Source organism: Caballeronia sp. dw_19, from assembly GCF_018449515.1.
Classification (GTDB): domain Bacteria; phylum Pseudomonadota; class Gammaproteobacteria; order Burkholderiales; family Burkholderiaceae; genus Caballeronia.
The window spans coordinates 43,793-65,526 of sequence record NZ_JAAVUQ010000012.1; the positions used below are offsets into that span (position 1 = coordinate 43,793).

Sequence of the window (21,734 nt, forward strand, 5' to 3'; positions counted from 1 at the left end):
CGAGGTACGTTATGTCGCGCACCTTCGCGCACCCTCTATGTCGCGCGCCTTATTTCCAGGCCATCGCGATCCAGTACGTCTTCAACGCGATGAGGTACGTCACCAGCAACGGCACCCATAGCACGCCTTTGAAACCGTACGCGATCGCCACGAACATGGCGATAGTCGCGCCCATCTTGATTGCTTCGCCGATCACCCAGCTTGCGACGGTTTCAGCGCCGCTCTTCGCTTTCAGACGTGCGGCGAACAATCCGCTAGGCACCCAGCAAATCGCCCCCCCGAGGAACGCGGACAGCGCAGCGGCACCCGGTGGACTGTAGAACAGCCACCATGCCAACGTCGCACACAGGGACAAAACCATTTGCGCCGCCACGACCTTGAACGGCGTGACACGCGATGGACGACTCACTCCGGGACCAAACAGCGTCTCCGCCTCTGTCCGCGTAAGCGGAACAGTCTTGTTATCTTGTGCTTCGGCGTCCCACGAATCGTCGAATGGATGATCCGATGCGTGGCGCGACTGACCAGAAGAAGTGGTGGTGGACGTTGAACTGGACATCTTGTGTCCGGTCAAATCAGCGGCAGGGCGTGAATCGCGCCCATCTTGCCCGCCTTCCGGCGCTCGATCCTGCTCTCGCACCGCCATCACACATCTCACTAAAGTCAGTTACAGCCTACGCATTTACCGCTCGTTCATGGCTGGATTCAACCACATACTTACGTTGCGCTTTCGGAGTCGCCAAGCTGATAAATCCGGGGGATTGTAAGCGATTGTTGTCACAGATTCAATAGCTTAGGGCCATCAAAAAACAAGCGGACGAGCCTTAAAAACACGTCTCTGAAAGGAGATTTCGCTTGTACCGACAAAGAGTTTGATTAACGCCGGATGCGCACCGGTTTCACGTCGTTTTTCAGCAGGACACGGATTCGCATTGCGTGCGCCGCATCATTTTTATCTGATTAAACGAGCCATGCTCCGACGGCCGCCGCGACGATCCAGAATGGAATGGAGATGAGGTGAAACGGACCCCACATGCCGCGTTCGCCCGATAGTCGAACGGCGATCAGATTGGCAAGCGAACCAATCGCAATGCCAAATCCACCTACGCTCACGCCGAATGCCAACGCTCGCCAGTCTTTCGAAAACTCCGCGAGCATGATCGCGGCCGGCACGTTGCTGATTCCCTGGGACAACACGGCGCCGGCCGCGTACGCCTTGAGTGGCGAATCGAGGCCCAGGCTTGCTATTGCGTGATGCACCCACGGCAATGCGGCCACGCTGCGCAGCACGATGAACATCAGCACGAAGATCAGCAGCAGCAACCAGTCGATCTTCAGCACGACGTGACGTCGCCACAAGAGGAAGCCCACCGCGACAGCGGTCAGGCCGATGCCGGCGTAATGGGCATCGGCGAGAACGACGAACGCGATGAACGCAATGCCCGCTACCGCGCAGAGAGGGATATCGACGGAATGCGCTTCGGTATCGCCGGAAAGATCGAGCGGCTTGTCGTGGAACATCACCGCGGCTAACGCGTAAAGCATCACCATGAGCACCGCGCACAACGGCAGCAGCGCCCACACGAATCCGCCGAAGGACACGCCGCTCGTCTGCCAGAGGAACAGGTTCTGAGGGTTGCCGAGCGGTGTCAGGATCGACCCGGCATTTACGGCGATCGCGATGAAGATCACTAGCCGCTTGATGGGAAGCGGCGCGAGTTTATGCAGCGATAAAGTCAAAGGCACGACGGCGAACAACGCGACGTCGTTGGTGAGCAAAGTCGAGAGCACTGCAGCGAGGCCGATCAGCAGAAACGCGAGCCCGCGTTCGCCGTGAATTCGATGTACAACGCGGTGCGCCATCCACATCAGGAAACCCGACAGCTCGACCGCCTTGGTCAACATCAGCAAGCCGGCAAGCGTCAGCACGGTCTGCCAGTCGATCAACGCGGGTAACGACGCCCACGGCTTGGGATGCAGCACCTGCAACGCGATGAGCGCGACCAACAGGATCGCCAGCACGGGCTCTTTGGTGACAAGCGCCCAGGCTTTCGCCCAAGGATTGGTTCGTAAGCGTTTGGAGCCCGCTGGCGACTGCATCGCGGCTTATGCCTGCGCTGCGGATGCGTTGTCCGTGGTTGTCGGTTTGCCATTGACGGCGCCGGTACGCAGACGTCCCAAAATGCCTTCGAGCGCATCGAGATCGCCGAAATCAATCTGCAGCTTGCCGCGCCCTCGCCCGCCCATCTTGATCTTCACGTTCGCCGACAACAGGTCGGACAATTCCTCTTCGAGCCGGCGCGTGTCACGGCCACCATCGTTCGCGACGCGCGCTTTCGTCGCGGGCGCTTCTTTGGTCGTCGATGAAACCAGCTTCTCGGTCTCGCGCACCGACATGCGCTTGTTGACCACCTGGTTGGCCAACTGGATCTGCGTGGCGGCATCGACGGCAAGTAGCGCGCGGGCGTGACCCATGTCGAGATCGCCCGCGAGCAGCATGGTTTGAACCGGCGTAGCCAGGTTCAGCAGGCGTAGCAAATTCGATACGGCACTACGCGAACGCCCGACCGATTCGGCCGCTTGCTCGTGCGTGAAATCGAATTCATCGAGCAGGCGCTGGATGCCCTGCGCCTCTTCCAGCGGATTCAAATCCTCGCGCTGAATGTTTTCGATCAGCGCCATGGCCGCTGCGGCCTGATCCGGCACGTTCTTCACAAGCACCGGCACTTCTTCAAGGCCAGCCAATTTCGCCGCACGGAAGCGCCGCTCGCCGGCAATGATTTCGTACCGGTCGTTGCCGATCGAACGCACGAGGATCGGCTGCATCACGCCCTGCGCGCGGATGCTGGCCGCGAGTTCCTGCAGCGCGCCTTCGTCCATTCGCGTACGCGGCTGGTACTTGCCGGCTTGCATCGAGTCGAGGCGTAGAACGTTCGGCAGGCCTTCGCTGCGCACGGCCTCGGTGATATCCGAGCTTCCGCCCAGCAGGGCCTCCAGACCGCGCCCAAGGCCCTTCTTCTTCATCGTTGCGTTCATCTTGCTTCCTCGTTCTGCCATCTTGACGCTGTGTCCGTTAAAGCGCGCGTACGCGCTCGATCATTTCCGTACCGAACTGGATATACGCCTGCGCGCCACGCGATGCCCGGTCAAACACGACACCCGGCAAACCGTAACTGGGCGCTTCGGCCAGACGGACGTTGCGGGGAATGACGACGTCGAAGAGCTTGTCACCGAAATGCTGTTTCAGTTGATCCGATACCTGCTGCTGCAACGTAATGCGAGGATCGAACATGACGCGCAACAATCCGATCACCTTCAAGTCGCGGTTGAGATTCGCGTGGACCTGCTTGATCGTGTTGACGAGGTCGGACAGACCTTCCAGCGCGAAATACTCGCACTGCATCGGGATGACCACGCCGTGGGCGGCGCACAAACCGTTCAGCGTGAGCAAGGACAAAGCAGGCGGGCAATCAATGAGGATGAAATCGTAATCGGCTTGGACTTCCGTCAAAGCCTTGCGCAGCACGCGTTCGCGGTTTTCCACGCCGACCAGTTCCACTTCGGCGCCCGCCAGTTCGCGGTTAGCCGGCAAGACGTCGTAGCCGACCGCGTCCGTACGAGTACGCGCCTCAAGCACGGTCACTCCGTTGACCAGTACGTCGTACACGGTGTTCTCGACGGCGGCTTTGTCGACGCCGCTTCCCATGGTGGCGTTGCCCTGCGGGTCCAGGTCGACTAGCAAGACGCGCTGGTCGAGCGCCGCCAGACTCGCCGCGAGGTTGACTGCTGTCGTCGTCTTTCCGACGCCGCCCTTCTGGTTCGCGACGCAGAAGATTTTTGCCATCGTGATGTGTCCCTTCTTTCCTGACTGGATTTCAGGCGCGCGTGAGATGTCGACTGCAGTGTTCAATGTGGGGCCGCTCCGATTTCAATTTCGATCAGGTGGCGCTCGGCGTCGAGCATGGGCACGCGGAGGCGTTCGATACAGCAGACTTTCGTGTCGGCGGGAAGGCGAGCAATCTCGGCATCCGGCCTGATTCCTTTCATCGCCCAGATGCGGCCGTTGCCGGCAACCAGATGACGCGCAAGTGTAACGAAGTCAGAGAGCTCTGCGAACGCGCGCGAGACGATTACATCGAAAAGACCTGGGACTTCTATACCGGGGTGCAGATTTTCGACACGCCCTGTCACGACCGACAAGTTGATCAGTCCGAGTTGCAACTTAGCCTGGGATTGGAAGGCCGTTTTCTTGTGAACGATGTCGTTCAGCGTGACTTGCCAGTCGGGCAGGACGATCGCCATGACGATCCCCGGCAGGCCACCGCCCGAGCCAACATCGAGCGCAGACTGAGGCCCGGTGCGGCGTGTGATAAACGGGATGATCGCGAGAGAATCAAGAATGTGCTGGATCAGCATCTGGCGCGGATCGCGAATCGCGGTCAGGTTGTAGACTGCATTCCACTTACCAAGCAGGGCCACGTAGTCGAGCAACTTCTGGCGCTGCGCGTCCGTGACGGCAATGCCGAGTTGCTCGATTCCTTCGTTTAGAAGCTTTTGTAGTCCGGCGTCCCCGGCGTCACGCTGCATCACGAGACGGAGCGAGCGCTGCCACGCCCGGCCCTGTTATTTCCGGCTGCTACCTGACCTGCGGCGCTGTCGCGTCGGCCCAACGCCCGCTTGAGGTGAACCATGAGCAAGGAAATGGTAGCCGGCGTAATACCCGAAATACGCGATGCCTGGCCAATCGTCTCCGGGCGGTGCTGGATCAGTTTCTGGCGAGCCTCAAAGGACAATCCGCGCACTTCTGCGTAATCGAATCCTTCCGGCAAACGCGTATTTTCGTGCGTCCCGTTGCGCTCAATCTCACCAGCCTGACGGTCAATGTAGCCCTGATACTTCACCGCGATCTCGATCTGCTCTTCGATTTGGCCGAGCAAAACCGGATCTTGGGCCAGCGGTGTTTCCGGACCGGAGGTGTGATTCCGCAATGCGCAAACGTCCGCATAGGTGACACCCGGTCGCCGCAATAAATCCGCCAAGCTGTATTCGTGGTCAATCGGCTTACCGAGTAGTGCGATAGCTTCTTCTACGGGCAGCGTTTTAGGGTTAACCCAAGTCGATTTCAGGCGCTGTGTTTCACGTGAAACAGCATCGCGCTTTTCGTTGAAAACGCTCCAGCGGGCGTCATCCACCAAGCCCAGCGCCCTGCCCGCTTCGGTCAAACGCATATCGGCATTGTCTTCACGCAGCGACAGGCGGTATTCCGCGCGGCTAGTGAACATGCGGTATGGCTCCGACACCCCTTGGGTGACCAGATCGTCGACCAAAACACCCAGATATGCTTCATCACGACGGGGACACCACGCATCCTTGCCGCTGACTTGTAATGCTGCGTTGAGACCCGCGAGCAAGCCCTGTGCAGCCGCTTCCTCGTAGCCGGTTGTGCCGTTGATCTGTCCTGCGAAGAACAGCCCACCAATCGCTTTGGTTTCCAACGACGCCTTCAGCGCTCGTGGATCGAAGTAATCGTATTCAATCGCGTAGCCCGGTCGCAGAATGTGCGCGTGCTCCAATCCCTTCATGGAACGAACTAATTCGAGCTGAACATCGAAGGGCAAGCTCGTAGAAATGCCGTTCGGATAGAACTCGTTCGTCGTCAGGCCTTCCGGTTCCAAAAAGATTTGATGCGAATCCTTGGACGCAAAGCGGTGAATCTTGTCTTCTATCGACGGACAATAGCGCGGCCCGACGCCTTCGATAACGCCTGTGTACATTGGCGAACGGTCGAGGCCGGCCCGAATGATGTCATGCGTACGCTCGTTGGTATGCGTCACCCAGCACGGCACTTGCCGCGGATGCTGTTCAACGCGACCGAGGAACGAGAACACGGGGACCGGATCGAGATCGCCGGGTTGCTCTTCGAGCTTCGAATAATCGATGGTCCTGCCATCAATCCGCGGCGGGGTGCCCGTTTTTAACCGACCCTGCGGAAGTTGAAGCTCCTTCAGCCGCGCCGACAAGGACACGGCCGCCGGGTCACCTGCCCTGCCGCCCGTGTAGTTGTTCAAACCCACGTGAATCTTTCCGTCGAGGAAAGTGCCGGCCGTCAACACGACCGCTTTCGCGCGGAATTTCACGCCGACCTGAGTCACGGCACCGACAACGCGGTCGCCTTCGACGATCAAATCGTCCACTGCTTGCTGGAACAACCAAAGATTGGGCTGATTTTCAAGTCGATGCCGAATCGCTTGTTTGTACAAAACGCGATCCGCTTGCGCCCGCGTAGCACGGACTGCCGGCCCTTTCGATGAGTTCAGAATCCGAAACTGGATGCCCGCTTCATCGGTTGCCGCGGCCATTGCGCCGCCCAGCGCATCGATTTCCTTGACCAAATGGCCCTTTCCAATCCCGCCGATAGAGGGATTGCAGCTCATTTGACCGAGTGTTTCGATGTTATGGGTCAACAAAAGCGTCGCCGCACCCGTTCGGGCCGAGGCTAAAGCGGCTTCAGTTCCAGCGTGACCGCCACCTACGACGATCACATCGAATTCAGTTGGATAAAGCATGGGTTCCCGCGCGAGGTGGCGGACCTTCAAAAGAGATATCGAAGAATTATAGCCGGTTAGCTTTTGTCGAGATTCAGGCCAAACGGCCAACGCGAAAAAAATGGCATGTTTCACGTGAAACATGCCATCAAAATTCGTTGGAATTCAAAGTCGTACCGAGAATCTGTAGATCGCGCAGAAATTCATTAACAACCGCTTAACGCAAAAAATCGTGTTTCACGTGAAACACGTTGAGCTGTAACCGCGCTAAGCGATCTTCTTCGCCAACCCCAAGTACGTTTCAATAACCTTCGGATTGTGGGCCAATTCGCTGGCAACACCTTCCATTGCGAACTCCCCCGTTTCGAGCACGTAACCGTAATCCGATATCTGCAGCGCTGCGCGGGCATTTTGCTCGATCAGCAACGTAGCGACGCCCGTTTGACGCAACGCGCTGATGATGTGGAATATCTCCTTCACGATTAACGGTGCCAACCCAAGACTAGGTTCATCCAGCATCAGCAAATCGGGCTTGCCCATGAGCGCACGGCCAACCGCAAGCATTTGCCGCTCCCCGCCCGACAGGGTTCCCGCCGTCTGCTTCCGTCGCTCCTTCAGACGCGGGAACAAGTCGAACACATGATCGAGTTGATCGAGAAAATTGCGTTCGCCTGCCCGCTTTCGCCGATACGCACCCAAAACCAGGTTGTCTTCCACGGTCATACTCGCAAACAGCTCACGCTTTTCCGGCACAAGACACATACCACGTGAAACACGCTTCTCGATTGCCAGCGCAGAGACATCTTCGCCCCGATAGAGAACGGTCCCTTTCGCATAGCCCGTGGACGGAAGTGCGCCCATGATGGCGTTGAGCAAAGTGGATTTGCCCGCGCCGTTAGGTCCAATAACCGAAACGATCTGCCCTGCGCCTACGTTGAGTTTTCCGTTGTGAAGCGCCTCGACCTTGCCATAACGGACCGACAGACCGGCGACTTGAAGAATTGCATCAGCCATCAGTCCACCCCACCCAGATAGGCTTCCAAAACCGCAGGGTCCTTCTGGACATCCTCAGGCAATCCTTCTGCAATTCGGGTTCCAAATTCCATCACCACCAACCGGTCGGTCAGATTCATCACGAAATCCATGTCATGTTCTACCAGCAAGATGCTCATGCCCTCGCCCTTCAGGCGTCGCAGCAACCCCGCCAGTTGCTGTTTCTCCTGATAGCGCAAACCAGCAGCGGGTTCATCCAGCAATAGCAAAGTCGGATCGCAGCATAGAGCGCGTGCAATTTCCAGAATTCGTTGTTGCCCCAGCGCCAAGCTGCCGGCTTCATCGTAGAGATGTTTTTCCAGGCCCACGCGTTTGATCTGCTTCGCGGCTTCCGCCATCAAACGTCCTTCTTCCGCTGTGTTCAGGCGCGCGACGCTGCGCCAGACGCCCGTCTTTCCCCGCAAGTGCGCGCCTATGGCGACGTTCTCCAGAACCGTCATGCCCGATAGCAGTCGCACGTGCTGGAACGTCCGTCCAATACCGCGTTTGACGATTTCACGTGAAGTCAGCGCATCGATACGTTCGCCCTGGAAGGTGATCGAGCCGCTTGTGGCTTGCAGCACACCGGTGACCAGGTTGAATGTCGTCGATTTCCCCGCGCCGTTCGGTCCAATCAAACCGATGATCTCGCCCGCTTTCACCTGGAAACTGACATCGTTGACGGCGACCAGACCGCCGAACTCCTTGCGAGCTTTATCGACGACCAGCAAAGGCTCGCCGATGATCGGCTTCGGGCGTTGCGGCAGCGCTTCCGCGTGCTCGGGGGCACGGGCACGCGGGCCGCTGGGGAAGAGCCGTGCGACGAACGGCCAGACCCCTTGCCGTGCGTATTGGAGCAACAGCACCATCAACACCCCGAACACGATGATCTCGAAATTGCCATTCGAGCCAAGCAGTTTAGGCAGCAAGGTCTGCAGATAGTCCTGCAGGACGGTGAGGATCGTCGCGCCCAACACCGCACCCCATACATGCGACACGCCTCCCACCACCGCCATGAACAGGAACTCGATGCTGTGATTGAGACCAAACGGCGTCGGATTCACCGCACGCTGCAAATGCGCGTACAGGAAGCCTGAAATCGCGGCCAGCACGGCGGCGTAGACGAAGATCACCACACGCATCCACGCGGTATTCACGCCCATGGCTTCGGCCATCGTGCCGCCGCCGCGCAGCGCGCGAATAGCCCGGCCAGGACGACTATTAAGCAGATTCTGAACAGATACGACCGCGAGCAACACGACAACCCAGATCAGGTAGTAGATCGACCGCCCGGACTCGAGATGCCATCCGAACAGGTTGAGCACTGGAATGCCATTGATGCCGTCGTACTTGCCGAGAAATTCGAGATTCCCAAACAGGAAGAACAGCGATAGCCCCCACGCGATGGTCCCGAGCGGCAAGAAGTGGCCCGACAGTCGCATGGTGACCATCCCAAGCAACAGCGCGATCAGCGCCGTCAGCACCATGCCCACTATTAACGCGAGCCACGGCGACACACCGAACTGCGTCGTCAGGTAGGCCGTTGAATAAGCACCCACGCCCACGAACGCCGCTTGCCCGAAGCTCGTCATCCCGCCGATGCCCGTCAACAGCACGAGCCCGATAGCGACAATGGAATACAAACCAATGTAGTTCAGCAGCGTGATCCAGTACTCGGGCGTGCGGATCGGATGCGGCAGCACCGGCAGCGCGAATACGACCAACAGAAATACCCAGAAAAACTTGTTTCGCATGACGAATTTCATCGCGTCACTCCTCGTCTTCGTCCGAATGCGGACTTGCCAGACTCCGCCACAGCAGCACCGGAATGATCAGCGTGAAGACGATCACCTCTTTGTATGCGCTCGCCCAGAACGAGGAATACGATTCAAGCAGCCCGACCAGCAGCGAACCCGCAGCGGCCAGCGGATAACTCACCAAGCCGCCCACGATCGCCCCAACGAAGCCCTTCAGGCCGATCAGGAAACCCGAGTCGTAGTAAATGGTCGTGATTGGGGCCACCAGGACGCCGCAGAGCGCGCCCAGGCCGGCCGCGAGCGTGAAAGAAAGCCTTCCCGCTTGGGTTGTGCCGATGCCCACCAGACGCGCGCCAAGCCGGTTTACCGAGGTCGCGCGCAGCGCCTTCCCGGAGATCGTGCGGTCGAAGTACAAATAGAGCGCAACGATCAGCACCGCGGCCGTCCCGACCACCCAGAGACTCTGCCCGGAGATGGACACGCTGCCGAGATTGAACGTGGCATCGGAGAACGCAGTCGTGCGCGAGCCTTCCGCGCCGAACATCACGAGGCCGAGGCCGACCATCGCGAAATGCACAGCGACCGCCACGATCAGCAGCAGCAGCGTGCTGGCTTCGGCAATCGGCTCGTAGGCCAACCGGTAGACGAATGGACCCATCGGAATCACGATCAGCAGCGCGAGCGCGACCTGCAGGATCATGGGCAACGGCTGCATCAGCACGCTCTGCGTCAGCCCATAGACTGCCACCGGGAACAGCAGGTATTTGCCCGCCAGCACGGCGAGCGTGCGCCCTATCTGCCGGTATCGAGACGGATGCCGCACGATGCCCGCAATCTCCGCGACGAAGCACCCCACGCCCATGGCGATCAGCAGCCAGCACGTTGCCGGTAGCTTCTGGGTTTGCAGCGCGGCCAGCGTCAGCGCGCCGTATGCCACGAACTCGCCCTGCGGGATGAAGATGACACGCGTCACCGAAAACACGAGGACCAGCGCGAGCGCGAGCAATGCGTAGATTGCGCCCGTGGTGATGCCGTCTTGCGCGAGAATCGCCGCAATCGATAAGTCCATACTGCCTCTTTAGGAGCATCCTGCTACTGGGGCTGCCGGGTCAACCCATCGAAAACATGGCCTGGCACTGCGGGAAAAATGCAGTCTCAAAGCCACGGTTGATATCCCGGAACGCTGAGCGCCAGAACGCTAACGCGCCGAATTTGCCGGCGCGCAAGCGATCCATGTCACAACTAGTCGTTCTGCAGCTTCCACTTGCCGTCGACAATCTGCACCATCACGCGGGCGCGGTTGTCGAGGCCGTTGTGATCGGTGGGCGTGGTGTTCATCACGCCGTGCGCGAGCGGCAGGTCCTTCACGTTTTCCAGCGCGTTACGCAGCGCCACACGAAACGCTTCGGTGCCCGGCTGAGCCGTCTTGAGCGCTTCGGGAATAGCTTGCTCCAGCATGTGCCCGGCGTCCCATGCGTGACCGCCAAACGTGGATACCGACCCCACTCCGTACGCCTTCTCATAGGCCGCCTTATAAGCCAGCGACGACCTCTTCACCGGGTTGCTGTCCGGCAATTGATCCGCCACCAGGATCGGCCCCGCGGGCAGCAATTCACCATCGCAATCCTTGCCGCACACGCGCAGGAAGTCGTTGTTCGCCACGCCGTGCGTCTGATAGACCTTGCCCTTGTAACCGCGCTCTTTCAGCGCCTTGGCGGGCAGCGCCGACGGCGTGCCTGCACCCGCGATCAGCACCGCATCCGGATTCGCGCTCATGGTCTTCAGCACCTGACCGGTAACCGAGGTATCGGTGCGGGCAAAACGTTCGTTCGCGACAATCTTCAGGTTGTGCGCGGCCGCAGCGGTGTTGAACACGCTATACCAGCCGTCGCCATACGCATCTGCAAAGCCGATGAACCCCACCGTCTTCACGCCATGCTTCTCCATGTACTCGGCAATCGCATCAGCCATCAGGCCGTCGTTTTGCGGCGTCTTGAACGCCCACGAGCGCTTGGCGTCCATTGGCGAGATGATTGCAGCGGAGGCGGCCATCGAAATCATTGGCGTCTTGCTCTGGCTCGCGGGGTCAAGCATGGCCAGCGAGTTCGGCGTGACGGTCGAGCCCACGATAGCGTCAACGTGATCTTCGTCAATCAACTTGCGCGTGTTCTGCACTGCGCGGCTGGTGTCGGACCCATCGTCGAGCACGATGTACTCCACCGTCTTCCCGCCGATCTCCTTCGGCAACAACGCGATCGTATTTTTCTCGGGAATCCCAAGCGATGCCGCCGGCCCTGTCGCCGATAACGTCACGCCGATCTTCACCTGCGCGAACGCGGCGCCGCCACCCAAGGCGAGCGTCACCGCGAGCGCTGCACTCGTCAGCCGTCCCTGCCACTTCCACGGGTTATTCTTGTTCATTGCATCGTCTCCAGACGCTATGCCATCGCGCATGCCTTGTACGCTACTGCGAGTTGTTTTGTCGTGCGGTCATGGCTTGACTGCTGCTCATTAACTGCCGCTCAATCTATTTTCGGTCATTGCCTGTGCCTAGGCTCGTTTTCCCGCAGCGTTAGCCATCAGGCCAGCGCTGCCGAGCCCATCTAAAACGTCCACTCGATAACACCTCGAAAAAAAAAGCGCGTTCGAAGCAACGCGCCTTGGGTCGGTTCATATCGTCGTGTGGGTCGCGGTCAGTCTTTGGCAAGCTTCCACTGCCCGCCGACGATCTCCACCATCACGCGCGCCCGCTGATCGAGTCCTGAGTGATCGTTTGCGCTCATGTTGAAGATCCCGTGCGAGCCGGGCAAATCCTTCGTGCTTTCGATAGCCGCGCGCAACGCTTCACGAAATGCCTGCGAGCCCGGCTGCCCCTTCTTCAACGCGATCGGAATTGCCCGTTGCAGCAACAGGCCGGCGTCCCACGCGTGACCACCGAACGTAGACACGGAACCCGCACCGTACGCACTTTCGTAAGCCTGCTTATAAGTCAGCGCGGCCTTCTTCACGGGGTTCGAATCGGGCAACTGCGCGGCAACCAGCAACGGCCCAGCCGGCAGGAACGTGCCTTCACAATCCTTGCCGCACACGCGCAGGAAGTCGTTGTTCGCCACGCCATGCGTCTGATAGATCTTGCCCTTGTAACCCCGCTCTTTCAGCGTCTTTTGCGGCAACGCGGCCGGCGTGCCCGCACCCGCGATCAGCACGGCATCGGGATTCTGCGACATGGCTTTGAGAACCTGTCCTGTCACCGATGTATCGTTGCGCGCGAACCGTTCGTTAGCGACCACCTTGATCTTCGCGACATCCGCTGCCTTGGTAAATTCCTTGAACCAGCTTTCGCCATAAGCGTCGCTGAAACCGATAAACGCCACCGACTTCACGCCGTGATTCGACATATGCTGCGCGATAGCGGTTGCCATCAGGATGTCGTTCTGCGGCGTCTTGAATACCCACGCGCGTTTTGCATCCATCGGTTCGACGATCGTGGCCGCTGCGGCCATGGAGATCATGGGGGTGGAGGTCTCAGACGCCACATCGATCATCGCGAGCGAATTCGGGACCACCGTGGAACCAATCAGGGCATCGACGTGATCTTCACTCGTCAGCTTGCGGGCATTCTTGACGGCTTGGGTGGAATCAGTCGCGTCGTCGAGCACGATGTATTCCATCTTCTGCCCGGCGATCTCCTTCGGCAGCAGCGCAATGGTGTTTTTTTCCGGAATTCCCAGCGATGCAGCCGGGCCAGTGGCGGATAACGTCACGCCAATCTTTACGTCTGCGAAAGCCTGCGTACATGCTGCTGCGGACACGCTCGCGACGAGTGTCGCCGTCGAGATCCAGCGTAAAGCCGACTTCATTGATATGCCCCGTAAATGTGTTTTGTTCACTGGCGCGATTTTACGATTTTTATATCCCGACCACGCGGTCGGTGAATCGGAAGTGTAGCGGACCAGAACCACGCGGGGCAAGCGTTTTGAAGGAGTTTGAACGCGCGAATGCGTGCCAAAGCACGCATTAAAAAATGCCCGGGGAAAACCCGTACGGAAATGACTGAATTAATGTAAATCGCAGGCGTTTGAAGACCGTGTCTGGCCCCTTGATCCCGGCAGAATAAATCGATTTGGAAGTGAAAATCCGTGAATGCGGAGTACAAATAAAAAGCGCTGTTGGAGTCATCCAACAGCGCTTTCGGTCGGGCACTTGATGCCTCGTTGTCTCCTCGTTCTCCACCTCAAAATTCGGTGCAACAGAACTGAAACGGATATTAGATTGCGCAACCAATACCGACAACCTAGCATTTACCCTAGTGGTGCACGTTAGCACCTTTATTGGGCGCCAGTTTATCCAGGTCCTGTTAAATACTGCAGTTAACTGCGGGAAAACCATGGCTCGCAAACGTTATAGTTCGGATCACCAACTAAATTGCGAGGTTTCTACTTGCATCGCTTCAGCCGCGTAACGGTTTGACCCGTGCAACGATTTCTCCCACAATGCCGCGCCGGAACAGCAGCACGCATGCAATAAAGATCAGGCCGGTCACGATCGTCACCGACTCTCCGAGCGAGTTGAACCAATCTATACCCGTGAGCGAAGACAGCGCAGTGCCTATATCGCCAAGACGATTTTCCAGCGCCACGATAATGAATGCGCCGAGCAAAGGCCCGAACATGGTGCTCATGCCGCCCACCAGGGTCATTAGTACGACCAGGCCGGACATGGTCCAGTAGGCGTCACCGAGTGTCTCGAAGCCGAGCACCAGCGTTTGAAGCGCGCCGGCCAGCCCCGCCAATCCCGCCGACAACACAAACGCCAGCAGCTTGAAACGTGACGTGTCGTACCCCAGCGAGATCGCGCGCGGCTCATTCTCCTTGATCGCGATCAGCACTTGCCCGAACGGCGAATGCACCACGCGCACGATAAAACCAAACGCCAGCACCATCACCACGAGCACGACGTAATAGAGCGTCAGGTCGGAACTGAGGCTGATTGCGCCGAACAGTTTGCCGCGCGGCACGCCTTGCATACCGTCTTCGCCGTGTGTGAACGGCGCCTGAAGGAACACGAAATAGACCATCTGCGCGAGCGCCAGCGTGACCATTGCGAAGTAGATGCCTTGGCGCCGGATCGCGAACAAGCCGACCACGAGGCCCAATAACGTCGCTATCGCCGTGCCCGCAATCACGCCGAGTTCCGGCGTAAAACCGAGCGTCTGGATCGCATAACCAGCGGAATAACCGGCACTGGCGAGGAACATTGCGTGGCCGAACGAAAGCAGGCCCGTATAGCCGATCAACAAATTGAAGGCGGCCGCCAGCAGCGCGAAACACAGCACTTTCATCATGAAAACCGGGTACACGCCGAGGAACGGCGCCGCGATCAGGCCGGCAAGCAACACGCCGTAGAGCACTTTCCTAACCATCATTTTTCCTTGCCGAAAAGTCCCGCCGGGCGCACGAGCAGCACCAGCGCCATGATCACGAAAACGACGGTCGCAGAGGCTTCGGGATAGAACACGCGCGTCAGGCCTTCAATCACGCCGAGCCCGAGGCCGGTCAGGATCGATCCCATGATCGATCCCATTCCGCCGATAACAACCACCGCGAAAACCGTGATGATCATCGATTGCCCCATCAGCGGCGACACCTGGATCACCGGCGCGGCAAGCACGCCCGCGAATGCCGCGAGCGCCACGCCGAACCCGTAGGTGAGCGTGACCATCAACGGCACGTTGATGCCGAACGCCTCGACCATCTTCGGGTTCTCGGTGCCCGCGCGAAGATACGCCCCCAGCCGCGTTTTCTCGATCACGAACCACGTCGCAAAACACACGACCAGCGACGCCAGCACCACCCAGGCGCGATAATTCGGCAGGTACATGAAGCCGAGATTCGTTGCGCCGGACAGCAGTTCGGGGACGTCGTAGGGCTGGCCGGATGAACCATAGATAGAGCGGAACACGCCTTCAATCACAAGCGTCAAGCCGAACGTCAGCAGCAAGCCATACAGATGATCGAGCTTGTAGAGCCAGCGCAACATCGTCCGTTCGATCACGATGCCGAACACGCCCACGATCAGCGGCGCGAGCACGAGCATGGCCCAGTACGGCACATTGAAATACGAAAAACCCATCCATGTGAGCATCGCGCCCAGCATGAACAACGCGCCGTGGGCGAAGTTGATCACGTTGAGCAGGCCGAAAATCACCGCGAGGCCAAGGCTCAGGATGGCGTAGAACGATCCGTTCACCAGCCCGAGCAGCAACTGGCTCATCATCGCCGCGAGCGGAATGCCGAAAATTTCCATTGAATCTGCCGTCAGAGTAGTTTCGACGCATGCCGCCTGGCTCAAGATGAGCAAGCCGTCATGCGTCGATCGATCATGCGGATCGTGTAGCGACGGGGAAGTCTCGAACCCGCGGCGTCACGCGCGCATCCGCTGTGCCGCTGTCAACCCGTCGCTTACTTCCACAACGCGCAGCGCGATTCAGCCTTGGTGGCGAAAGCCTGATCACCCGGGATGGTCGCCGTGATCTTGTAGTAGTCCCAAGGTTCCTTCGATTCCGCCGGCGTCTTCACCTGCATCAGGTACATGTCGTGGATCATGCTTCCGTCCGCACGGATGTAGCCATTTTGCGTGTAGAAGTCGTTGATCTTGATCTTGTGCAACTGGTCCATCACCTTGTCGCTATCCGTCGTGCCGGCCGCTTGTACCGCCTTCAGGTACGTGGTGACCGCGGAGTAATCAGCCGCGTGAAGACTCGTTGGCATCTTCTTCGTCTTGGCGAAGAAGCGCTGTGCCCAGGCGCGCGTTGTAGCGTCCTTGTTCCAGTACCAGCTATCGGTTGCGACCAGGCCTTGCGCGGTTTCGAGGCCGAGGCTGTGGATGTCCGAGAGGAAGATCAGGAGCGCCGCGACCTTCATCGTCTTGGTGATGCCGAATTCCTTCGCGGCCTTGATCGAGTTGATCGTGTCGCCGCCAGCGTTCGCCAGACCGAGCACCTGCGCTTTCGACGATTGCGCCTGCAACAGGAAGGACGAGAAGTCAGAGGCCGACAACGGATGACGGACCGCGCCGAGCACCTGGCCGCCGTTCGCCTTCACCACATCCGACGTGTTCTTTTCCAGCGCCTTGCCGAACGCATAATCGGCCGTCAGGAAGAACCACGTCTTGCCGCCCTGCTTCGTCACGGCCGATCCCGTGCCCTTGGCGAGCGCCATGGTGTCGTACGCGTAGTGAACCGTGTACGGCGTGCACTGCTCGTTGGTCAGGTTGTCCGCGCCCGCACCAATGTTGATGTAGGGGATATGCTTTTCGCCCGCGACTTGATTCGTCGACAGCGCGGTTGCCGAATTCGTACCGCCAATGATCACGTTCACGCCATCGCGGTCAATCCATTCACGCGCTCGCGATGCTGCAATATCCGCCTTGTTCTGGTGATCCGCGTAGACGAGTTCGATCGGCTTGCCGTTCACCTTGCCGCCGAAATCCGCAATTGCCATGCGGATGGCTTCGAGGCCACCCTGCCCGTCGATGTCCGCATACAGGCCGGACAAGTCCGTGATATAGCCGATCTTCACCGTGTCGCCCGGGGCCGCCTGGACGTTGCCCGCCATCAGCGAAGCTGTGGCCGTGGCAACCGCAAGGCAGAGTCCCGACAGGCGCGCGAGGGTCTTCTTCTTCATTACAGTCTCCGTTGAGTTGTTGTTCTTGCGGTTGGCCGCATGCTGATGCGTTGAACGTGCGTTGAGTGTGCGTTGAGCGTTTTCAAACCCCGAGCAGCTCGTGCAGCACCGGCATTTTCGTGTCGAGTTCGCCGGAGTCGAAATGCTCGACGATCTTCCCGTGCTCCATGACATAAAAGCGATCGGCGAGTGGTGCGGCAAAACGAAAATTCTGTTCGACCATCACGATGGTGTAGCCGCGCGCCTTCAGCATCATGATCATCCGCGCGAGCGTCTGAACGATGACAGGCGCAAGCCCTTCCGAAATTTCATCGAGCAGCAGCAGGTTCGCGCCGGTACGCAGGATGCGCGCGACCGCCAGCATCTGCTGTTCGCCGCCCGACAACCGCGTGCCCTGGCTGTTGCGACGTTCCTTGAGATTGGGGAACATCGAATAGATTTCATCGATCGACATGGCGTCTTTCGCCGGGCCTACAAGCGGCGGCAGAAGCAGGTTCTCTTCGCACGAGAGGCTTGAAAAGATGCCGCGTTCTTCCGGGCAATACCCCACGCCGTAGTGCGCGATCTTGTGCGTCGACATGCCGACCGTTTCATGTCCGCCGATACGAATCGACCCCGTGCGACGACCGGTCAGGCCCATGATGGCGCGCAGCGTTGTCGTGCGGCCTGCGCCGTTGCGTCCGAGCAGCGTGACAACTTCGCCTCGATGCACGGTCAGGTCCACGCCGTGCAGGATGTGCGATTCACCGTACCAGGCTTGCGTGCCGACGAGCTCCAGCGCCGGCTCCTGAGTCGATGCTTCGCGCGATTGTTCTGCGCGGCGTTCTTCCACGATCGTGCTCATGCGTGCGCTCCGGCGAGCGCTGCGTCGGCGCTGCCCATGTAGGCTTCCATCACCAGCGCGTTCTTCGATACCTCTGCATAGCTGCCCTCGGCCAGCACTTCGCCGCGTTGAAGGACGGTGATGGTGTCCGAGATGCCCGCGATCACGTTCATGTTGTGTTCGACCATGAGGATCGTGCGTCCCGCTGATACTTTCTTGATCAGCGCCGTCACACGGTCGACGTCTTCGTGACCCATGCCTTGCGTGGGTTCATCGAGGAGCATGAGTTCGGGTTCCATCGAAAGCGTGGTGGCGATTTCGAGTGCACGTTTGCGGCCATAGGAAAGTTCGACCGTAGTGGTATCGGCGAAATCGGTCAGGCCGACCTGGGTGAGGAGGTCCATGGCGCGGTCGTTGAGTGCGTCGAGGACGCGTTCGCTTTTCCAGAACTTAAACGATGTACCGAGTGAGCGTTGCAAACCGATGCGTACGTTCTGCATCACTGTCAGATGCGGGAATACAGCGGAAATCTGGAATGAGCGGATGACGCCGCGACGGGCGATTTGCGCGGGGCGTTCGCCGGTGATGTCGATGCCATTGAAGACGATTTGTCCTGCGGTGGGTTCGAGGAACTTGGTGAGCAGGTTGAAGCAGGTTGTTTTGCCCGCGCCGTTGGGGCCGATCAATGCGTGGATGGAGCCGCGCCGCACGCGCAGGTTCACGCCGTTGACGGCGGTGAAGCCTTTGAACTCTTTTGTCAGGCCGCGGGTTTCCAGAATCGTATCGCCGAGAATCATGTCCCCTTCCGTGCTTTGTTTGAGCCTTTGTTTCAGCTTCAGCTCGGCGCGCTTTTGGCGCATGCCCCGTGATTTTGCTGGCGGTATTGGTCTGGGTGATTGCGCTGGTGCTGTTGCACTTCTTGCGTGCTGCACAATGGTGATGCAGACCTGCGGTGCATCAAGCGCGCACGCCTTATTGTCGCGCCAATGATGCAGCGCAATCATCGGGATTTGCACTTAGTTTTAAGGAGGTTTTTTCGTTCGCACGGGGATTTCGTTCGCACCGGTGGACGGTTTTGGCGGTGTTTCGGGTTAGGGGGCCGGGGCGGCCGGGGTTGCTGAGTTAGCGGTTGGGGTTGGTCGGGGTTGGTCGGGGTTGCTGGGTTAGCGGTTGGAGTTGGTGCTGGGGTGCCAGGTTCCGGGGTTAGCGGTCAGGGTCTATGCTGGGTTGGTGCTTTCGGCCTTAGCGGTCTGCGAGAGTCGGATTTTCTCTTTATCACTATTAGCCACTGTGCGTGGCAGCACGTCATTTCTTTGTCCAAAGCGACAAAGAAACGAAGCAAAGAAAGCGCTTTAACCGCGCTACCCTAAGTGTCCACAGCGTGCAGTTTTCATTCATGGGTGCCCCAAAAGCACGGTGCTCGCCAGCACCACGGATGTGTGAAACCCTCCTTCTCGCGAATCCTGACACGAACACGCTTCGCCCCGTACGCTCTCGGGCAAGCACAATTGCCAATGAACCCGCACGGCCTCACACGCATTCGCTGCCGCGTTTCTTGGTGCGTTGGCCGAGCACGCGCTGCTTTTTTTGTGGGCTACACGGGCGAACGCATATTTACGGCTTCACGTCTTGTTGAGTTAGCGGCGCGGTCTGCGCGTTGTCTTCGTGGCTACGGCCCCATGCATCTTTGCGGCCGCGTTTCTTGGCGGGTTGGCGACGTGGTTCGGGGCGCGTACATATTTGGAGGGAGGTCGTCCGCGGATAGCGCGGGGTGCCCCTTGGGCAGGTTCAATCACTGGTGGCGAAGCGTGTGGGTATCCGTGTTCGGAGAAGGAGGGGTTCACACATCCGTGGCTCTGGCGAGCACCGTGCTTTTGGGGCACCTATGAATGAAAACTGCACGCTGTGGACACTTAGGGTAGAGCGGTTAAAGCGTTTTCTTTGCTTCGTTTCTTTGTCGCTTTGGACAAAGAAATGACGTGCCGCCACGCACAGTGGCTAACAGTGATAAAGAGAAAATCCGACTCTCGCAGACCACTAACACCGAAAGCAGCAACCCGGCATTGACCCCGACCGCTAACGCTAGAACCCACCACCCCAGCACTGACCCCGACCGCTAACCCAGCAACCTAACCCAGAAACACCCCAAAACCCCGTCCACCGGCGCGAGCGAAATCAACTAGACTATTCCGTCCACCGGCGCGAGCGAAAACAAAAACCGTCGATCGGCGCGAATCATCTCGCTAGCCCGCTCAGCGATCATCAACGTCGGGGAATTCGTGTTGCCAGAGGTAATCGTCGGCATCACCGATGCATCGACCACCCGCAACCCGCTCACCCCAATCACGCGCAACCGCCCATCAACAACGGCCGCCGGATCGTTATCCGCCCCCATCCGACACGTACCCACCGGATGAAAAATAGTCGTCCCGACTTTCCCCGCCGCAACAGCAAGCTCCGCGTCCGTCTGAAACGCCGTTCCCGGCAAAATCTCCTCCGGCGAATACTTCGCCAACGCCGGCGCGCTCACAATCCGCCGAGTCAAACGCAACGCATTGACCGCAACCTCACGATCACGATCAGTCGACAAATAATTAGGCGCAATCAAAGGCGCATCCCGCGCATCCGGCGTCGCAATATGAACACTCCCCCGCGACGTCGGCCGCAACGGACACACCGAAGCCGTGAACGCATTGAACGAATGCAACGGCTCCCCAAACCGGTCAAGCGACAACGGCTGCACGTGATACTCCACATCCGGCCGCGTAATGGTCAAATCATCCGGATTGGACTTCGCAAACGCCCCCAGTTGCGACGGCGCCATCGACATCGGCCCGCTTCGCGTCAACATGTACTGCAAGCCAATCCACGCCTTACCCCACCAATGCGCCGACAACGTGTTCAACGTCCGCACGCCATGCACTTTGTAAGCCATCCTAAGCTGTAGATGATCCTGCAAATTCTCCCCAACACCCCGCAGGTCCTGCACGACATCGATACCCAGTTGCTGCAGCCGCGCCCCATTCCCAATACCGGACAACTCCAGCAATTGCGGCGAATTCACCGCGCCCGCACTCAGAATCACTTCGCATCGCGACTTGGCCAGATAGTCGGTGTCGCCACCACGATATTCCACGCCCACGCAACGCTTGCCCTCCATCACCAGCCGCTGCGTATGAGCACCCGTGATGATGGTGAGATTGGGCCGCTTCATCGCCGGCCGCAAAAATGCCTTCGATGCATTCCACCGGATCCCGCTGCGCTGGTTCACATCGAAGTAACCAACACCCGTGTTGTCGCCACGATTGAAATCGTCAGTAGCAGGAAGACCGCTCTCCTGAGCCGCCTGCGCGAATGTTTCCAGCACCTTCCACTTCAACCGCTGTTTCTCGACACGCCATTCGCCCCCGGCGCCATGCCATTGATTCCCACCGCCGTGGTGATCTTCACTGCGCTTGAACACCGGCAACACCGAATCCCAGGACCAGTCGCGGTCCCCGGTAACGCGGGCCCAGTCGTCGTAATCCTCGCGCTGCCCACGCATGTAGATCATGCCGTTGATCGACGAACAACCGCCCAGCACGCGGCCTCGCGGATACGAAAGCGATCGCCCATCGAGTCCGGCTTCAGCCTGCGTCTTGTATAGCCAGTCGGTGCGCGGATTGCCAATGCAATACAGATATCCGACCGGCACGTGAATCCAGTGGTAGTTGTCCCTGCCGCCGGCTTCCAGCAGCAGCACACTCACATCGGCGTCTTCGGTCAGCCGATTGGCAAGCACGCACCCCGCCGTTCCCGCACCCACGATGATGTAATCAAATTCGCCTTCAAGCTTGCGCGCATCCTGTTTCATCTGTGTCTCCTGCCCAAGCCGCTTCAAACGGCTTCGCTC

17 protein-coding genes are annotated in these 21,734 nt (G+C 59.0%); all 17 read right to left on the bottom strand.

Features of this window, described 5'->3' with window-relative positions; translation table 11 throughout:
• Positions 1–49: 49 nt before the first annotated feature.
• Positions 50–646, bottom strand: coding sequence for an ATP synthase subunit I (locus tag HB376_RS17975; protein WP_213765023.1), 597 nt, complete (start codon positions 644–646; stop codon positions 50–52).
• 314 nt (positions 647–960) lie between these two features.
• A complete protein-coding gene (locus tag HB376_RS17980) occupies positions 961–2,100 on the bottom strand; it encodes an SLC13 family permease (protein WP_213765024.1) in 1,140 nt (379 codons plus the stop codon).
• Positions 2,101–2,106: 6 nt separating this feature from the next.
• The gene (locus HB376_RS17985) at positions 2,107–3,036 is read right to left on the bottom strand and encodes a ParB/RepB/Spo0J family partition protein (RefSeq protein WP_213765025.1); all 930 of its coding nucleotides are present in this window, start codon (positions 3,034–3,036) and stop codon (positions 2,107–2,109) included.
• A 37-nt stretch (positions 3,037–3,073) separates the two neighbouring features.
• A complete protein-coding gene (locus HB376_RS17990; protein WP_213765126.1) occupies positions 3,074–3,844 on the bottom strand; it encodes an AAA family ATPase in 771 nt (256 codons plus the stop codon).
• Positions 3,845–3,906: 62 nt separating this feature from the next.
• A complete protein-coding gene (rsmG, locus tag HB376_RS17995; RefSeq protein ID WP_213765127.1) occupies positions 3,907–4,587 on the bottom strand; it encodes a 16S rRNA (guanine(527)-N(7))-methyltransferase RsmG in 681 nt (226 codons plus the stop codon).
• Entirely contained in the window at positions 4,587–6,566 is a 1,980-nt protein-coding gene (gene mnmG, locus HB376_RS18000) for a tRNA uridine-5-carboxymethylaminomethyl(34) synthesis enzyme MnmG (RefSeq protein ID WP_213765026.1), read from the bottom strand. The genes rsmG and mnmG overlap by 1 nt, the downstream gene beginning before the upstream one ends.
• A gap of 246 nt (positions 6,567–6,812) precedes the next feature.
• A complete protein-coding gene (locus tag HB376_RS18005) occupies positions 6,813–7,559 on the bottom strand; it encodes an ABC transporter ATP-binding protein (RefSeq protein ID WP_213765027.1) in 747 nt (248 codons plus the stop codon).
• Positions 7,559–9,343 carry a branched-chain amino acid ABC transporter ATP-binding protein/permease gene (locus tag HB376_RS18010; protein WP_213765028.1) on the bottom strand — a complete coding sequence of 595 codons (1,785 nt, stop codon included), beginning with the start codon at positions 9,341–9,343 and terminating at the stop codon, positions 7,559–7,561. The genes HB376_RS18005 and HB376_RS18010 overlap by 1 nt, the downstream gene beginning before the upstream one ends.
• A 4-nt stretch (positions 9,344–9,347) precedes the next feature.
• Complete coding sequence (locus HB376_RS18015) at positions 9,348–10,403, bottom strand: branched-chain amino acid ABC transporter permease (RefSeq protein ID WP_213765029.1); 1,056 nt, start codon at positions 10,401–10,403, stop codon at positions 9,348–9,350.
• Positions 10,404–10,576: 173 nt separating this feature from the next.
• On the bottom strand, positions 10,577–11,755 hold the full coding sequence (locus HB376_RS18020) for an ABC transporter substrate-binding protein (RefSeq protein ID WP_213765030.1): 1,179 nt from the start codon (positions 11,753–11,755) through the stop codon (positions 10,577–10,579).
• A gap of 272 nt (positions 11,756–12,027) precedes the next feature.
• Complete coding sequence (locus tag HB376_RS18025; RefSeq protein ID WP_213765031.1) at positions 12,028–13,194, bottom strand: ABC transporter substrate-binding protein; 1,167 nt, start codon at positions 13,192–13,194, stop codon at positions 12,028–12,030.
• A gap of 590 nt (positions 13,195–13,784) precedes the next feature.
• A complete protein-coding gene (locus HB376_RS18030; RefSeq protein WP_213765032.1) occupies positions 13,785–14,756 on the bottom strand; it encodes a branched-chain amino acid ABC transporter permease in 972 nt (323 codons plus the stop codon).
• Positions 14,756–15,640, bottom strand: coding sequence for a branched-chain amino acid ABC transporter permease (locus HB376_RS18035; protein WP_213765033.1), 885 nt, complete (start codon positions 15,638–15,640; stop codon positions 14,756–14,758). The genes HB376_RS18030 and HB376_RS18035 overlap by 1 nt, the downstream gene beginning before the upstream one ends.
• 155 nt (positions 15,641–15,795) lie before the next feature.
• Positions 15,796–17,019, bottom strand: coding sequence for an ABC transporter substrate-binding protein (locus HB376_RS18040; protein WP_213765034.1), 1,224 nt, complete (start codon positions 17,017–17,019; stop codon positions 15,796–15,798).
• An 82-nt stretch (positions 17,020–17,101) separates the two neighbouring features.
• Positions 17,102–17,863, bottom strand: coding sequence for an ABC transporter ATP-binding protein (locus HB376_RS18045; protein WP_213765035.1), 762 nt, complete (start codon positions 17,861–17,863; stop codon positions 17,102–17,104).
• A complete protein-coding gene (locus tag HB376_RS18050) occupies positions 17,860–18,639 on the bottom strand; it encodes an ABC transporter ATP-binding protein (protein WP_213765128.1) in 780 nt (259 codons plus the stop codon). Before HB376_RS18050 ends, HB376_RS18045 begins: the two co-directional genes overlap by 4 nt.
• Positions 18,640–20,021: 1,382 nt before the next feature.
• Entirely contained in the window at positions 20,022–21,695 is a 1,674-nt protein-coding gene (locus tag HB376_RS18055) for a GMC family oxidoreductase N-terminal domain-containing protein (protein ID WP_213765036.1), read from the bottom strand.
• Positions 21,696–21,734: the final 39 nt, after the last annotated feature.

What these genes read in the sequence shown, in the direction of transcription:
- HB376_RS18035 (WP_213765033.1), bottom strand. Translation starts at nt 15,640, where the DNA reads ATGGAAATTTTCGGCATTCCGCTCGCGGCGATGATGAGCCAGTTGCTG.
- HB376_RS18040 (WP_213765034.1), bottom strand. Translation starts at nt 17,019, where the DNA reads ATGAAGAAGAAGACCCTCGCGCGCCTGTCGGGACTCTGCCTTGCGGTT.
- rsmG (WP_213765127.1), bottom strand. Translation starts at nt 4,587, where the DNA reads ATGCAGCGTGACGCCGGGGACGCCGGACTACAAAAGCTTCTAAACGAA.
- HB376_RS18020 (WP_213765030.1), bottom strand. Translation starts at nt 11,755, where the DNA reads ATGAACAAGAATAACCCGTGGAAGTGGCAGGGACGGCTGACGAGTGCA.
- HB376_RS18010 (WP_213765028.1), bottom strand. Translation starts at nt 9,343, where the DNA reads ATGAAATTCGTCATGCGAAACAAGTTTTTCTGGGTATTTCTGTTGGTC.
- mnmG (WP_213765026.1), bottom strand. Translation starts at nt 6,566, where the DNA reads ATGCTTTATCCAACTGAATTCGATGTGATCGTCGTAGGTGGCGGTCAC.
- HB376_RS18030 (WP_213765032.1), bottom strand. Translation starts at nt 14,756, where the DNA reads ATGGTTAGGAAAGTGCTCTACGGCGTGTTGCTTGCCGGCCTGATCGCG.
- HB376_RS18045 (WP_213765035.1), bottom strand. Translation starts at nt 17,863, where the DNA reads ATGAGCACGATCGTGGAAGAACGCCGCGCAGAACAATCGCGCGAAGCA.
- HB376_RS17985 (WP_213765025.1), bottom strand. Translation starts at nt 3,036, where the DNA reads ATGAACGCAACGATGAAGAAGAAGGGCCTTGGGCGCGGTCTGGAGGCC.
- HB376_RS17990 (WP_213765126.1), bottom strand. Translation starts at nt 3,844, where the DNA reads ATGGCAAAAATCTTCTGCGTCGCGAACCAGAAGGGCGGCGTCGGAAAG.
- HB376_RS17980 (WP_213765024.1), bottom strand. Translation starts at nt 2,100, where the DNA reads ATGCAGTCGCCAGCGGGCTCCAAACGCTTACGAACCAATCCTTGGGCG.
- HB376_RS17975 (WP_213765023.1), bottom strand. Translation starts at nt 646, where the DNA reads ATGGCGGTGCGAGAGCAGGATCGAGCGCCGGAAGGCGGGCAAGATGGG.
- HB376_RS18015 (WP_213765029.1), bottom strand. Translation starts at nt 10,403, where the DNA reads ATGGACTTATCGATTGCGGCGATTCTCGCGCAAGACGGCATCACCACG.
- HB376_RS18005 (WP_213765027.1), bottom strand. Translation starts at nt 7,559, where the DNA reads ATGGCTGATGCAATTCTTCAAGTCGCCGGTCTGTCGGTCCGTTATGGC.
- HB376_RS18025 (WP_213765031.1), bottom strand. Translation starts at nt 13,194, where the DNA reads ATGAAGTCGGCTTTACGCTGGATCTCGACGGCGACACTCGTCGCGAGC.
- HB376_RS18050 (WP_213765128.1), bottom strand. Translation starts at nt 18,639, where the DNA reads ATGATTCTCGGCGATACGATTCTGGAAACCCGCGGCCTGACAAAAGAG.
- HB376_RS18055 (WP_213765036.1), bottom strand. Translation starts at nt 21,695, where the DNA reads ATGAAACAGGATGCGCGCAAGCTTGAAGGCGAATTTGATTACATCATC.